This window comes from Gottfriedia sp. OAE603 (genome assembly GCF_040543965.1).
Lineage (GTDB): Bacteria > Bacillota > Bacilli > Bacillales > Bacillaceae_G > Gottfriedia > Gottfriedia solisilvae.
Window position 1 is genome coordinate 209,559 of record NZ_JBEUNN010000001.1, and the last position, 16,111, is coordinate 225,669.

13 protein-coding genes are annotated in these 16,111 nt (G+C 33.9%); 10 read left to right on the forward strand and 3 right to left on the reverse strand.

All coding sequences use genetic code 11. The features are described from left to right. The first annotated feature begins 9 nt into the window (after positions 1-9). The 4 genes from ABID96_RS00970 (at position 10) to ABID96_RS00985 (ending at position 5,371) form a co-directional block, all read left to right on the forward strand. Positions 10-1,344: a UDP-glucose dehydrogenase family protein gene (locus tag ABID96_RS00970; RefSeq protein ID WP_192603557.1), complete on the forward strand. Its 1,335-nt coding sequence runs from the start codon at positions 10-12 to the stop codon at positions 1,342-1,344. A 184-nt stretch (positions 1,345-1,528) separates the two neighbouring features. Then, the gene (locus tag ABID96_RS00975) at positions 1,529-3,052 is read left to right on the forward strand and encodes a spore germination protein (RefSeq protein WP_192603556.1); all 1,524 of its coding nucleotides are present in this window, start codon (positions 1,529-1,531) and stop codon (positions 3,050-3,052) included. Between the two features lie 3 nt (positions 3,053-3,055). Continuing rightward, a complete protein-coding gene (locus tag ABID96_RS00980; protein ID WP_192603555.1) occupies positions 3,056-4,237 on the forward strand; it encodes a Ger(x)C family spore germination protein in 1,182 nt (393 codons plus the stop codon). 15 nt (positions 4,238-4,252) lie between these two features. Beyond that, complete coding sequence (locus ABID96_RS00985) at positions 4,253-5,371, forward strand: GerAB/ArcD/ProY family transporter (RefSeq protein ID WP_192603554.1); 1,119 nt, start codon at positions 4,253-4,255, stop codon at positions 5,369-5,371. A 19-nt stretch (positions 5,372-5,390) separates the two neighbouring features. On the opposite strand, the gene ABID96_RS00990 is transcribed toward ABID96_RS00985, so the two are convergent. Then, the gene (locus ABID96_RS00990) at positions 5,391-5,648 is read right to left on the reverse strand and encodes a YczF family membrane protein (protein ID WP_192603553.1); all 258 of its coding nucleotides are present in this window, start codon (positions 5,646-5,648) and stop codon (positions 5,391-5,393) included. Positions 5,649-5,811: 163 nt separating this feature from the next. On the opposite strand from ABID96_RS00990, the gene ABID96_RS00995 reads away from it, so the two are divergent. From ABID96_RS00995 to ABID96_RS01015, 5 genes are all read left to right on the forward strand, one after another. Then, positions 5,812-7,086: an MFS transporter gene (locus tag ABID96_RS00995; protein ID WP_192603552.1), complete on the forward strand. Its 1,275-nt coding sequence runs from the start codon at positions 5,812-5,814 to the stop codon at positions 7,084-7,086. A gap of 437 nt (positions 7,087-7,523) precedes the next feature. Then, positions 7,524-8,357: a flagellar hook-basal body protein gene (locus ABID96_RS01000; RefSeq protein WP_192603551.1), complete on the forward strand. Its 834-nt coding sequence runs from the start codon at positions 7,524-7,526 to the stop codon at positions 8,355-8,357. Positions 8,358-8,490: 133 nt separating this feature from the next. Then, positions 8,491-9,312 carry a flagellar hook-basal body protein gene (locus ABID96_RS01005; protein WP_192603550.1) on the forward strand — a complete coding sequence of 274 codons (822 nt, stop codon included), beginning with the start codon at positions 8,491-8,493 and terminating at the stop codon, positions 9,310-9,312. Between the two features lie 104 nt (positions 9,313-9,416). Further along, a complete protein-coding gene (gene fabZ / locus ABID96_RS01010; protein WP_088001322.1) occupies positions 9,417-9,839 on the forward strand; it encodes a 3-hydroxyacyl-ACP dehydratase FabZ in 423 nt (140 codons plus the stop codon). 186 nt (positions 9,840-10,025) lie between these two features. Then, the gene (locus ABID96_RS01015) at positions 10,026-10,415 is read left to right on the forward strand and encodes a hypothetical protein (RefSeq protein ID WP_192603549.1); all 390 of its coding nucleotides are present in this window, start codon (positions 10,026-10,028) and stop codon (positions 10,413-10,415) included. A gap of 537 nt (positions 10,416-10,952) precedes the next feature. Here ABID96_RS01015 and ABID96_RS01020 read toward each other — a convergent pair. After that, entirely contained in the window at positions 10,953-13,709 is a 2,757-nt protein-coding gene (locus tag ABID96_RS01020) for a DEAD/DEAH box helicase (RefSeq protein ID WP_192603548.1), read from the reverse strand. Next, the gene (locus tag ABID96_RS01025) at positions 13,687-15,318 is read right to left on the reverse strand and encodes a hypothetical protein (RefSeq protein WP_192603547.1); all 1,632 of its coding nucleotides are present in this window, start codon (positions 15,316-15,318) and stop codon (positions 13,687-13,689) included. Before ABID96_RS01025 ends, ABID96_RS01020 begins: the two co-directional genes overlap by 23 nt. Positions 15,319-15,644: 326 nt before the next feature. On the opposite strand from ABID96_RS01025, the gene ABID96_RS01030 reads away from it, so the two are divergent. Further along, positions 15,645-16,100, forward strand: coding sequence for a C40 family peptidase (locus ABID96_RS01030; RefSeq protein WP_192603546.1), 456 nt, complete (start codon positions 15,645-15,647; stop codon positions 16,098-16,100). Positions 16,101-16,111: the final 11 nt, after the last annotated feature.

Consider the following 16,111-nt stretch of genomic DNA (forward strand, 5'->3'; position numbering starts at 1 on the left):
GGATGGGGCATGAAGCAAATTATTGTTGCTGGTACAGGTTACGTTGGTCTTGCCACGGGTGTTTCATTTGCGACAATTGGTTTTAAGGTAACATGCGTTGATATTGATAAAAATAAAATCAATTTACTTCAAAAAGGTATTTGTCCTATTTATGAACCAGGCCTACAAGAAGCTTTATTAGAGAGTATCATGCAAGAGCGCATTGATTTTACGACAAATTTGAATCAGGCTTATCGTAAAGCGGATGTCATCTTTATTGCAGTAGGTACCCCAGAATTACCAGATGGTACAGCCAATCTAACATATTTAAAAGAAGTGGCAAAAGATATAGCAATGAATGCTTCAAAAGATCTAGTCGTGGTCATAAAAAGTACTGTACCTGTTGGGACGAATGAGGTTGTAAAACAAATTTTGAAAGAATTTGCTCATCCTAAACTCAAAATTGATGTTGTATCAAACCCTGAATTTTTAAGAGAAGGGTCAGCATTACACGATATTTTCCACGGAGATCGTATTGTCATCGGCGCAGATCATCCTCAGTCTGCATCTTACGTATCGGAATTATATAAGTCATTCAACCTGCCAATATTCGTAACAAGTGTTCGAAGTGCTGAAATGATTAAATATGCTTCTAATGCTTTTTTAGCAACAAAAATTAGTTTTATAAATGAAATTTCTTCAATTTGTGAAGCGGTCGGTGCTGATGTTGAACAAGTTGCTCATGGAATGGGTCTTGACCGACGTATAGGATCTCAATTTTTAAATGCAGGTATTGGATTTGGAGGATCTTGTTTTCCTAAGGATACTTCAGCATTGGTAAAAAGCTCGGCATTGAAAGGATTAGAATTAAAACTACTTAAATCAGTCATTGATATAAATGATTATCAGCAATTGAAATTATATGAATTAGCAAAACTATATTTTGGCTCATTGAAAGATAAACGAATAGCTATTTTAGGAGCTAGCTTTAAACCAAATACAAATGATATTCGCCATGCACCTTCTATTGCTTTGATCAAAGAGTTTTTAAAAGTCGGAGCTATAATAACTGTATATGATCCAATCGCTCTACCAGAAGTAAACAGAGAGTTTGGAGATTCAGTGAAGTATTCCAATGATTTATATGAAGCAATTTCGAATCAAGATGCCGGACTAATCGTAACTGAATGGAATGAAATTGTTCAAGCAGAACTTAGCCAATTTGAAACAAGAATGAAGCAGCCACTCATATTTGATGGACGAAATTGTTTTAATTTAGAGGAAGTTCAAAATACAAATATACAATATTATTCAATCGGCCGAAAACCAGTTAATGTCAATTTGCAAATTGCACAGAAGCTATAGTACACAGTCGAAAAAAATATTGAACCCTTGTTACATCAACATGTAGCAAGGGTTATTTTTATGCCAAAAAGTATAATTTAAGCCTGTTGTAAATTCGTTTGGTTAGAAATCAATACATGAAATGAAAGAATTTGGAAAAAGTATAGAAATATAAAGCCATAAAAATTATGGACGGTGGTAACTAATGTTTAATTATAAAGAAACCAATAGTGCAGCAACTAATAAAAAAATACCTTTTCAAAATAATATATCTCGTTCCTTAAGTAAGGATATTTTAGAAAATATAAAACGAATTAAGGAAGATTTTGGCGACAGTTCTGATTTGATTATAAGACATGAATCACTTGGGGAAGGGATGCAGTATTCTTTTGCAGTAATTCATATTGATGGAATTTCGAATGAGCAATTGGTCAATGAAGGTATCGTTGATAAAATCGTAAAAATTAATACAGAAAAAGAAACATACTTGTCTTTATCAGATTTAGAAAATGGTTTAAAGAGTATCATCTCTGTTTCTAGTTTAAAATCTCAATCAAGTTATACGAATCTCTTATCAGCGCTACTCCTTGGTGACACAATCATTCTTTTAGATCATGATACGAACTTCTTAGTTGCGTGTACGAAAATGGTTCAATCTAGAAGTATTTCGGAACCTTCTACTCAAACAGTTATTAGAGGTCCAAAAGATAGCTTCACGGAGAGCTTACGTACTAACACTTCGCTTATTCGAAATCGGATCCAACATCCAGCTCTTCGTATTGAATCAATGAAAATAGGTGAAATCACAAGAACAGATGTTGAAATCATGTATATAAAAGGTGTTGTTGACGAGAATTTATTAAAGGAAGTAAATCATCGTTTAGAGGCAATAAATGTTGATGAAATCCTTGAGTCAAGTTATATCGAAAATTATATACAAAATGACCAAAAGACGATTTTTCCAACAATGCTACATACAGAACGACCAGATGCTGTAGTCGGGAATTTACTTGAAGGTCGAATAGCCATCTTTACAGCGGGTACTCCGTTTGTATTAGTGTTACCTGCGACTTTTACACAATTTTTTCAATCACCAGAAGACTACTATCAAAGCTCTTATATTGGAACATTCTTAAGGGTTTTACGCTATATGTCTTTCTGGGTTGCCTTATTTGCACCTGCAATATTTATTGCAATTACTTCCTTTCACCAGGCGGTTATTCCAACTGTATTATTAGTAAGTTTAGCTGCACAACGGGAAGGTGTTCCCTTACCTGCCATAGTTGAAGCAATTGGGATGGAAATGGTTTTTGAAGTATTGCGAGAAGCTGGTATTCGAATGCCTAGAGCGGTTGGTCAGGCATTATCTATTGTAGGGGCCTTGATTTTAGGGCAAGCCGCAGTTCAAGCTGGATTCGTATCGGCATCAATGGTAATTATTGTGTCAATCACTGCCATTGCAAGTTTTACAATTCCTTACTACAACATGTCGATTGCAGCGAGGATTCTAAGGTTTATATTATTAATAGCAGCAGCTTATATAGGATTGTTTGGCATATTAATTGGTGGATTAATTATTTTGATGCATATGTGTAGCTTACGTTCTTTTGGGGAGCCTTATTTTGCGCCTTTCGCACCGTTTCGTTTAAGTAGTCAGAAGGATACAATTTTAGTTGTTCCTTCCCAAGGTAATACAAAAACAATTAAAGAACAAAGTAATGGGGAATAAACAATGAAAAAGAAAATTTGTATAATCGTTCTTATTGTCATTCTACTGTTAAGCGGATGTTCAAACTATAGAGAATTAAATGGATTATCAATTGTTGTCGCAATGGGCTTAGATTATATACCTAAAACAAAAGAGTATGAAATGATTGTTCAAATCATTAACCCAAATGCAATTGCTACCCAAACAGGTGCCCAAGGAATTCCAATTATTTCTTTAGTCGAAACGGGTAGAACAATTTCAGAAGCAGCCCGTAAAGTGACAAAAAGAGTTTCAAGGCCAAATATTTATTCTCATGTTGCACTTGTAGCTATTGGTGAAACCTTGGCTAGAGAGGAATCTTTAAATTGGATTTTTGATGTATTTGAGAGGGATTCGAAAATTCGTGTAAATATTCCGGTTATTATTGCAAGGGGAGATAGTGTTTATAGAGTAATAAATAACTTACCACCACTTGATAAACTTCCTGCAAAATCAATTACAGGGAAAATACAAAATACCTCCAATCTGTTAGGTGAAAATCATGAAACGCAGATGCGTGAAGTCATTGCATCTATCTCAAGTCCAGGACGTGAACCAACCATTAACGGTGTAACGTTAGTAAATGAATCACCAGAATCTGAGTCTTTAGCGAATACTGAAAAAGTAAAATCAACGTATGCAGCTATAAACGGAATGGGTGTATTTAGAAAAGGAAAATTAGTTGGGTGGCTTGAGGGCCCACCAGCAAGATCAGTCCAATTTGTAGATAATTTAATTAAAGAAACAAATCTTCAAGTTCAATGTAAAAAACAAAAATATGATTCAATGGAATTGACTCGCGTGAAAACGAAAACAGATGTAAAAATGAAAAAAGGAATACCGAATATTCATATAAAAGTAAAGTCGATCGGGCATATTGATGAAGTGCTATGTAATGATGACTTTGATAAGGCTAAGACGCTTAATAAATATGAAAAAAATAGTGAAAAAGTTGTTAGACAAATGATTTTAGACGGCTTAACTCAAGCACAGAAACTTGGTGGCGATGTTTTTGGATTTGGTGAAAAACTTCATATAAGTGATCCAAAGGCCTTCAAAAAACATGAAAAAGATTGGAATAAAGTATTTCAGAAAGCAAAGTTCAAAGTAACTGTAGACGTACAAATCAACAATGTAGGTATGAGAAAGCGAACATACCCATATTAAAAAGAAGGTAATAAGATGAACCGTAAATTATCTATAAGTGGCTTTCAATTTTTTTGTATGATCGTTTTATTTGAAATTGGAAGTTCATCTTTAATTGGTTTGGCAACAGATGCAAAGCAAGACGCTTGGATCAGCTTAATTATTGCATTTTTCATGGGCTGTCTGTTGTTTTATATTTATATTAAATTATATGAAATGTACCCGGACTTACCGTTTACTCACTATATCCAAAAAATTTTAGGAAAATATGCAGGAATACTCCTTGCTTTAATTTATACTATTTACTTTATTTATATTGCTGGTCGAGTTCTGCGTGATTTTGAGGAGTTATTAGTCATTTCACTTTACAACGCAACATCACTGATATCAATTGGCATACTAATGAGTTTTTTAGTTATGTATGCTGTATATAAAGGATTTGAAACATTTGGAAGAGTGAATGAATTTTCGTTTTATATAATCATGTTAATTATCTTAGTAGTAGTAGGATTTGAGCTTGTTGGAAAGTTATTTCACATCAATAATTTAAGACCAGTTTTAGAAGATGGATGGAAACCAGTTTTACAAGCTGCTTTCCCATTAACCGTAACATTTCCTTTTGGTGAAATTATTACGTTAACTATGCTGATGCCACATTTACGAAAACCTGAGATCGCAATAAAGGTTGGTATGCCTGCGATGATATTTGCAGGATTTTTACTCACAACCTTGACACTTATTAACATAACGATTTTAGGAGTGGATGTATTAGAAAGGACAACTTATCCTATTTTAACAGCAGTAAGTTATATAAACATTGCTAATTTCATTCAAAGGCTTGATTCATTAATTGTAATCGTCATGGTTTTAGGTGGATTTATAAAAGTTGCTGTCTTCTTTTTTTGTGCAGTAATCGGTGCATCTGATTTATTCAGGGTGAAGAAAAGAGATGTTTTAACCTACCCAATTGCAGTTATCATCGTTGTCAGTTCGGTTTGGATGGCTCCTAATTACTTAGAACATTATAAAGAAGGATTAGATGTTGTTCCATACTATTTACATGTCCCACTTCAAATTATTATTCCAATTGCTTTGCTAGTGATTGCAATCATACAGAAAAAAGGTAATGAAAAAAACAGCTTAGAGAATAACTAAGCTGTTTTTTGATGATTTTTTAGCTAGTTGAATTTTGTGGGTTTTTTGCTCGGTTTTGCATTTTTCTCTTATTAATAAATTTAAGAACTGCATTTGCGACTGCAAATGGAACAGTAAATAAAAAGATCACCACATAATCCTCGCCAACCAATTCCGTTTTACTAACTATGACATAGCTCCACATTTCAGAAAAACTTGTGCCCTGAATTAAATCAATACCCGCGAGTAAACCCATTGTTAATACGAATAAACATAAAAATACGAAAAATATTTTCAATATATCAACTCCCTGTCAAAACGAAGCAATTCTATGACATTTATTATTTTGGTTGATTAGGGAAAGATTATGCGAAAAGTTAAAGAAAGTCCGACAATAATCGCGCTTTTTATTCTGAAAATTTAGTATATAATTAATGAGGGCGTAAAAAGGGGGATTTAAGTTGTTACAAATTTTTAAAAACCGTAATTTCTTATGGTTATTTTTAGCAAATTTCACTTCTCAGCTAGGATCCGTAGTAGGTATGACAGCATTTATGCTTTATTTATTAAGAAAATTTTCTAATCAACCGTCATATGCGACGATAACGGAATTAATGTATACTTTACCGATGCTTTTTTTGTTTTTCTTAGTAGGTGTATTTGCAGATCGGTTAAATCGTAAGAAAATTGCTATGTACTGTGATTATATAAGTGCTTTTTTATCAGTTATATTATTAATGACAATCATGCAAGATTGGATTTTTATATCATTCTGTATTCTCTTTTTAAGAAGTGGAGTATCGAAATTTTTCCAACCTGCACAGTCTTCTCTATTACAAGGGATTTTAACAGAGGATCAATATGCAACCTCTGCAGGTTTAAATCAACTAGTTAGTAGTTTATTTATGCTATTTGGTGGAGCGATAGGAACAATTGTATTTTGGAAACTGGGAGTAGAAGCTGCTATTATCATTGATACGATATCATTTATCCTTTCTGGGCTGCTTATCCAAATAGCCAAACTCTCGAAAGAAATTACAAATCCTAATGGTCACCATACTTTAAAAGACTTGAAGTTTTCATTAGTCCTAAAGGATTTTAAAGAAGGAATTGTATACATTTTAAATCACTCATTACTAAGGTCTCTTTTATCAGGATTTTTCTTATTCGGTGTCATTAATGGAGGATTTTCAGTTATGCCTTCATTCATCTTAAAATACAAACTAGCTCCTGATAACTATGAAGAATTACTAATCTATATTGGTGTTGCATTTGGTACAGGTGTCTTGCTTGGAAGCATTGTCGGATCAATGCTAGCTAAGAAGATGCAACTTCAAAATATGATCATCATCGGACTTATTATATCTGGACTATGTGTCATTGCAGGAGGATTCTCAACGTCACCACTTGCTTACATTCTATGGCAATTCATTATTGGACTAATATTACCAATCGTAAATATTGGAATTGGAGGTTGGTTCCCTAAAATTGTTGAAAAGCGGATGATGGGAAGAGTTCAAGGTTGGATTCAACCAATTATACTATTATCTCAAAGTATTACATTAGGCTTAATTGCACTATTTTATCCAGCTATTTTAAAGATTGAATGGTTACATGCAATTGTCGGATTAAGTTTATCAATAGTTGGTGTGTATTATTTCCTTGTGTTACCTAAGTATATGAAAACTGATATGAGTAATGCGGCTGTAGAAACTGAAAGGTCAGTTTCGCAATAATCAATATAGCAATAGCTTGTAACTTTAAGTTAGTTACAGGCTATTTTTTATCGTTAAATATTCACCTTTATATAACTGATAAAGTAGATTCATGCCAAAAAACTAGTCCTTTTTTTGTATATCTTTTTTCATATTAATAACCAAATATTTACTATCAGTGATTTTTGATACAAAGCTACTATTTTACATCAGAAAACATTTTTCGACATAAGCTATTTGGACCATTCAAATAATTTCGATAAGGTATATAATAGAGTTGATGAAATTTATCAAATTTTGCGTATCTTATATACAATGACTCAATGTTCGATTAAAAAATGCACTATTTAAAGTAAAAATAGATTTGTACGAATTGAAAGATATATATGTTATCAATTATTGTGGAGTGTCATTTGGTTTCAAATATTGAAGCTAAATAGATAGAGAGGGGTAGCTTAATGCTAAGAGGTTTTTATGCAGCGGCATCAGGTATGATCACACAGCAAAGAGTAACAGAATACTTGACCAACAATATAGCAAATGCTAATACGCCTGGTTATAAAGGAGAACAAGCTTCTTTACGTTCTTTTCCAGAATTATTAATGAAAAGAATGAACACAGAAGATATTCCAGGTAAAAATATTAGTCAAAATGGTCCAACCTTAGGTGGATTGAATACTGGGGTATACATGCAAGAAACACTACCAAAGTTTACACAAGGTGATCTTCAACAAACAAATAAATCTACAGATCTAGCGATTCAAGAGCGTGTTATTCCATTTAATACGGCTGCTAAAACAAAAGGAGCCCTATTTTTTGAGCTTCGAAATCCAGATGGAACGGTTCGCTATACTAGAAACGGGAATTTTACGCTAGATCAACAAGGTTATTTAACAACGAATAATGGCTTTTATGTTTTAGGTGAAAATAATCAACGTATTCAAGTTCAATCTTCTGATTTCAAAATGCTTGAAGATGGAACGATTATTGATAATGGACGTAACGCAGGTAAATTAAAAGTCGCATTTTCTGATAACCCAAACACATTAGTGAAAGAAGGCGAAGGGCTATTCAAAACGACAAGTGGACAAGCACTTCCGACAGCTTCTGGGAATAACCGAATTGCTTTTTCTGTTAATCAAGGATTTATCGAACGTTCAAATGTTGATGTAACACAGACATACACTGAACTTATGTCAGCATATCGTAGCTTTGAAGCTAACCAAAAGGTGCTACAAGCATATGATCGAAGCATGGAAAAAGCTGCAAATGAGATTGGAAGCTTAAGATAAACAAAGTAAATAAAAAATGTTTATTGAATGGTTTAGGGTCGATCTATAACAAAATTAGACTGATTATTAAGAACAAACAATATAAAGACAATGTTACGAAAACAGCCAAAAATAAATTGAGGAGGGAAATTCTATGAATCGTATGCTAACAATTGCATCTAATACAATGGGGCAATTACAGAGCCAATTAGATGTAATTAGTAATAATATCTCTAATGTAAACACAGTAGGGTATAAACGTCGTGATACAAACTTTAGTGAAATGCTTACTCAACAGTATGATAATCAAACTCGTTATGATCAAGAGGTGGGTCGAAACACGCCTTTTGGAGTTCGTTATGGAGTAGGTGCAAAACTTGCTCATACAGCACTACAATTGGACGCTGGTGCAATTCAACGTACGGAACGAAAGCTTGATGTAGCTTTAGTTCAAAAAAATCAATTTTTCCAAGTGAATGTGACTGAAAATGGTCGAACGGAAACTAGATATACAAGAGACGGATCATTTCAATTATTACCAATAAACGGTGATGGTTCTAAATTACAGCTTTCTACGAGTGAAGGACACCCTGTACTAGGTACGAATGGTCCGATTATTGTGGACGGAAACGCAAAGGACTTTTCTTTTAATGAAACTGGTGGTCTGACAGTAACAAATCAAAATGGAACAAGAACGAATTATCAACTTGCCGTAGTTAATGTTTTGAAGCCACAAAACTTTGAAAGTGCAGGCAGTAATTTGTTTCGTATTTCCCCAGCAGCAACTGCTGGACAAACAGTCCGACCAATTAATGCAAACCAAGTAAGTACGATGGGTGGCGCGCTAGAGCAATCAAATGTCGATTTAGCGACATCAATGACTGACTTAACCATTACCCAAAAAGCTTATCAATTCAGCTCTCGTGCGATCACAATGGCTGATGAAATGAGCGGTTTAATTAATGGATTGCGTTAAATAATAAAATAAGATAGTATATTACTTATAAAAAATAGAAGCTGGTCTTAAGACTTGCTTCTTTTTTGTACGAATTAGTCAAATGAATCTAGGAGGAGTAATAAATGTTAGATATCCAAGCAATTAAAGAGATTATTCCACATCGTTATCCATTTTTGTTAGTTGATCGAATTGTAGAGCTTGAAGAAGGAAAGCGTGCAATTGGTTTAAAAAATGTAACAGCAAATGAAGAATTTTTTAATGGCCATTTTCCAGAATTTCCTGTAATGCCAGGAGTATTAATAGTTGAAGCTCTTGCACAAGTTGGGGCAGTTGCTGCACTTAGCTTAGAGCAAAATAAAGGTAGACTTGCACTATTTGCTGGTATTGATAATTGTCGATTTAAAAAGCAAGTAGTACCAGGTGATACACTTAGACTTGAAGTTGAACTTGTGAAAATGCGCGGACCGATTGGTAAAGGTAAAGGCGTAGCAACAGTTGACGGTCAAGTTGCATGTGAAGTTGAATTAACATTTGCATTAAAGTAAGAACATATTTCTTGCCTTACCAGTTATTTCAAAAAAACGATTCTTGATTTTGCCATACCACGTGTAAATTGTAGAATAATTTAAATTATTTTGTTGTAATTCGTCTTTTTATGGTATTATAACAATGTTATCAAAAAATACACCTTAGAGAATTTACAAAAATTTTAAAACGGGGGTATGTACATCATGCTCAAAGATTTACCACGTGGTACGAAAGTTAGCATTACCAACTCTATCAAAACTGCTTTTGAATTATATATGAGGAACTTAGAGTGGGATTTAGAAGCGTATAGCTGGGATGATTTCTTAGCTGAGTGGAAAAGTTACAATGAGCAACACGCTTCATGGCAATCAACTGTTGAAGATTCAATCTTGAATAGTGAACAGTTTCACCAAGAATTAGCTACAAAAATGAACGCAGATATTACAAAAATTTTGAATGATGATCCTACAGAAGATCAAATTCAACAAATCGAGCAACTAGTAAAAGAGCTAAAAGTGGAAGACCCATCTTACTCTTGTAAACTGGAAGCTAAATATCATATCGAACGCCTTCAAGAAATGCAATCGGTATAATAAGTAAAAAACAGACCTGTCTAGTGGTCTGTTTTTTATTTTGTTTAATATTAAGAAATAAAGCGATTAAATTATATATTGATAAAACAATAAATAATCACAAGGTATGATTACTAATTTTTAAATAGGAGATAGATTTACTGGCATTGTTATAGCAAGCAATCATTATTGTTGATACTGAAGATTAGTTCTCTTTCGTGAGTTAAATACAATAAGAAAGGCGCCATTAGGATTCAAATTGTAGAATTATTCTATTTAAGATTATCACTTTTTTATTTTATTGTTTTAAGTAGTTATTTTAGAATGCACTTAAGATAAAGTATAAGGTTGCAACGGAAGGCAGTTCGACTCCTGAGGGAATAGCGGGAAGGCTGAGACCCCGCAGGCGGGCCGAGGAGGCTCAAGCTCACGCCCCACGGAAAATGAGCAGCCTGGAGTGGAAATCAACGCAATCCTCTATTTAAAACAATAAAATAGGGAGCCACATGTCGACAGCCCCCTAAATGTCATTCCTTTTTATTTAACTTATTTAACATATTAAACACCCAATAGATCTGCTAACTCATCCATTGATAGTTCAGTAATCCATTGTTCGCTTGTAATAATCGTATCGTTTAATGATTGTTTACGTTGTAGCATTTCATCAATTTTTTCTTCTAGTGTACCAATCGTTACGAACTTATGGACCTGTACGAACTTTGTTTGTCCGATTCGGTAAGCCCGGTCTGTCGCTTGATTTTCAACTGCTGGATTCCACCAACGATCAAAGTGCATTACATGGTTTGCAGCTGTTAAATTTAATCCAGTTCCACCTGCTTTTAGTGAAAGGATAAATATCTTCACTTCACCATTTTGAAAACGATTAATCATTTGGTCGCGAGCTGTTTTTGGTACACTACCATTTAAGAAAAGTACTTCTTCTCCAAATTTTGATTGGATAGCTTCTTTTAACATATCACCCATTCTGACATATTGAGTAAAGATTAGACAGCTTTCATTTTGTTCTAAAATCGGATCAATTAATTCAAACAGTCTTTCAACCTTGCTTGAACGATCTTCAAATTCGACAAGTTGTGATTCTTTCAAAAATAATGAAGGATGATCACAAATTTGTTTCAGTTTATTTAACATCCACAAAATACGACCGCGTCTTTCAATACCACTTAAAGTATCGATTTGCTTTAAACTATCCTGAACGACTTGTTCATATAAAGCCGCTTGTTCAACAGACAATGGACATAGCATTTTTTGCTCTTGCTTTGGTGGTAAATTTAGGGCTACATCCTCATCCTGCTTTGTTCGTCGGAGTAAGAAAGGTGCGATTAATCGATGAACTGCACTTATTTTTTCCTCATCACGATCTTTTTCAATTGGATTGACATAATTTCCAACAAATCGATTTAAAGTACCTAGATAACCTCTATTGATAAAATCAAAGATTGTCCATAGCTCTGTTAAGCGATTTTCCATTGGCGTACCAGTTAATGCAATACGATGCTCGGCTTTTAATCCACGAACTGCTCGAGATTGTTTCGTCGATGGATTTTTTATATTTTGAGCCTCATCTAAAATGATACTTTTCCATGCATATTGCTTAAGGTCTTCGTAATCCAGCACACTTAAAGCATAAGAAGTAATGACGATATCAACGTCTCTGACAATTGAAAGAAGGTCAGAACCTTTTAGTCGATTTCCACCGTAATGAACATGAATGGTTAAATCAGGATAAAAAGTTTCAATTTCACGTTTCCAGTTATTGATCACCGATGTAGGGCAAACGATTAAAGAGGCACCGCGTTGTTCCTCGTGCTCTTTTCTATATGCTAAATATGCAATCGATTGGATGGTTTTTCCAAGCCCCATGTCATCTGCAAGTAATGCGCCGAATCCCGTGTTTTTTAAATGAATAAGCCATTCAAATCCTTTTTGCTGATATGCTCGTAAAGTTGCTTGCAGTCCATGTGGCTTTATTAACTCAGGAACATCATTAATTGATGTAAGGCGTTTAGTTAATTCGCGGAAAACATCATCAACTTCAATTTCAACTTCAGCAAACGGTGAATTTTCATCCTCCACTTTTTCAGAACCTTGAAGTAATTCGTGTTGCAGAACTTCATGGAATCGTAAGCCCTGCTTTTCTGCTTTTTCCATCATTTTCTTCATTCGTGCAATAAAGGCTGGGTCGAGTGCAATCCATTGTCCATTAAATTGAATTAATCTTCGTTGGTTTTCAACAAATTGCTGGAACTGTTGTTCAGAAAGCTCCATTCCATTTGTAGAGATTCGCCAATTAAAATCAACCAGTGTTTCCATATTGAAGAATGAATTTCCTGTAGGCTTACCTTTTACGCTTGCTTTTAGTGTCATTTTGTTTTGTTTTAAAGCCTGCCACCAACTTGGCAACAGTACTTGGATATTTGCTGAGAGTACCTTTTCACTATCTTCCGTCAAAAATGTCCAAGCATCTTGCTCAGAAAGAATATTTCTCGGTTGATTGTCTTCAATTAAAGTAGGAACAAGTAATCCAACACCCTGAAATGTGCGATCCAAATATTCAGCATATGATGAATGCTTACTATGGAGGGATGGATGTCCGCTATATTCATATGGTTTGATCGCTTTTCGCTCATCTATTAAATATGTACGTAAATGCCAATCATCATGTTCACTCATCGGTTCTTCAAGTACTAAGCGAATTGAGAATGGAACATCATCATCTCTAAGTCCGATTTTCACATGCCAGTCATCCTCATCAATACTATGAGTAAGCTGTTGTTTTAAGTAAGTAGGATTATGATATAGACCTCTTGCAATCTCCCATTTTTTTGAGTGAATTGACCCAACCTCAAACTGTTGCTTAATTGCTGCAGATACTAATTCCTGTACAGTAGGCTCCAAAAGCTCTGTACCATCGATTCTCCATAATTCATTTCCGGCTTGATAATGAGCAAAACTTGGGGAAACCTGCCCTTCATGAAAAGAAGGATAAAGATGCGAAATAATTTGATGAAATTCCTTTGCTTCATCAAGATAAGTTACTTCTACTAAAGAATTCTCATGATGTTCTTTGAAAAAAGTAAGTGCCTCAATAGGAGTTAATAGAATTCCCTCAATCTGTCCAACTCGACTCGATTGTAGTAAAGTCCCATAGTATGAAGGTACATGCCACTGAAACAATAGATGCTTCCATACGCTTACCGGTAAAATGCCACCGTGACTTTGCATCCCATAAATGAGTAGTCCTTTATTCTCTACCCATTTTACCGCAACACTAAGATTTGCTAGTCGCTTCATTGACTAATTTTCCTTTCCTTAATTCCTCTTGAAGTGCACGTAAACGAATAAATTGAGATTCAATATAATGAATATAATCATTCCATTCATCGATACGCTTTAATTTCTTGTAATTAGTTTTCAGTTTCTTTAAATATCGAACTGCTAATTTATAATTAGAACGACCCTTTAGCTCAATATAATATAGAACCATATGATGATAAATTGGAAGAACAGATTGTGGGTCATGTTTATGTGCTTCCTGTAAATCATGTTTATCTATTTGTTCAGGCTGATACGAATATAAATACATTTGTAATTCAGTCCAACGCTTATACTCCTGATTATGCATTAAATAATCTGTATACTGCATCTCGCTATAAGGAAGAAGCGCTTGGTAAACGACTTCTAAGCCAGCCGTTTGATTTGTATAGAAGCTATTGTATTCATAATGTGATAGAAAATGTTTTGCAAAAGTGCTCTTTGCATATTCATCATTTCCATGTTGGAGATAGTGTAGTAGCATTTCGTAATATAAAGGTAAAAATTTTGAAAGACGTTCAGTTTCATTATTTTTTCGTAAGCTTTCAATCCAATAAGTAAAGCTATATAAAGTACGTTCATTCTCACTATATTTTTTCAAAATGGCTAGCATGTCATCATCATTTTTTAATAAAAAGTGAAACTGAGCCATTCCTAGGTCAACATAATAATCCTCTGGTAGTTTCGATAATTCTTCTAAATCTTGGTGTAATTTCTTCTGATGATTCAATAACTCCTTATATACATGACGAAAAGAATTATATCTCGGTATTAAACAAAGCTTTCGATCAAACAGTAAAGATTTTAGCTGTTGTCTAAGCACATCCTCATATTGATGTGAAACAGAACCACCAGTAATATTATGCAACTGTCTACTTACTGCCTCTATTTGATTTTCAAGCATTGTCATTTCTCTTGGTAATTGGGCATTATCATAGACCGTACTTTGAATTTCAATTTGATTCACCATTTTATTCATCGTGAATATGGCTGCTAGAAGCTGGTACTGTAGTTTTTCCTTTTCTTGCCGAGGCTGTTGATTTAACAATCCATGATAAAAACGTTCGTATAAAGGGTAAACAAAATAAACATCTTGGTAAAATGATGTTCTTTGTTGTTCTATATACTCCTTATATTTCTGTTCAAATAAATCAACAGTTTCCTTTGGTTTATCTTCCTGAATGATATTCATCTGATCTAGCAATTGTCGACCCGTCATAATATTTGGGATACTTTTCAAAGTCGACTGCTTAAATTTCCTCAAGATATCTCCGACCAATGAAAATGATGCTGCTGCATAGCATAAAAGTGCAATTTGATGTTGGCATGGAGGTGCTTCGTAACAATCACATCCATTTTGATCATGATTATTTATATGTAATATTGGTAAATGAATTTGATCTGCTTCTTCTACCACTCCGACAATTCTACCGTCTCTGACTGAAACATTATAAACTTGTCCTTGTCGATAAAGCTGTAAACCACTTTCAACAAGCTCCGCATCTCTCATATTTTGTGGAGAAAGCTTAGAAAAAAGCGAGTATGAGAGTTCATAAATCACATCTTTATTTAAATCACGTTGAAGCATTCTCTGCCTCCTAACTCGTAACATTCTTAATGGTAATTATACCCTAAACAGATACGTTTCACATAGTTGAAAAGGAAAAAGTATCAGTTCAATCATTTCATATGAAGAAAACAGAAAAAAATGAGTTAATAGAAGTGAAAAAAGTAGGATTCAATAGAATATTGACTATTGATGCTGCTTTTTTTGTAAATTACTGGTGTATTTAAATAAATAGTAAACAACTTGTAATATATCTGTAACATAAGGAAGAAAAAAACATGATATTATCGAATTATCAGATAAATTGGTATATAAAGTAGAAACATACATGTCTAGGAGTGAAAAGAATGAAAAAAGGTTTTATACTACTTTCAGTAATTTTCCTATTCCTAGTTGGACAACCTCTAAGTAAAACATCAGCCGCAACTATGGATGGTAATGATATAGTAAATGAAGCAAAACAACATATAGGTGTAGATTATGTTTATGGAGGCACAACTCCAAATGGATTTGACTGCTCAGGATTTACTCGTTATGTATACAAGGAAGCAGTGGGAATTAGTTTACCACGTTCTTCTTCAGATCAATACGAGGTTGGTAAATCTGTATCTAAAGATGATTTAGAGCCAGGCGATCTAGTGTTTTTCAGCAATACATACAAATCTGGTATTTCACATGCTGGAATTTATGTAGGAAATAATAAATTCATCAGTGCTTCTAGTAGTAAAGGAATCAAAATTGACTCTCTAAGTGGAGGTTATTGGGGACCTAAATATACTGGAGCTAAAAGAATCATAAAGTAAAAGAATAATAG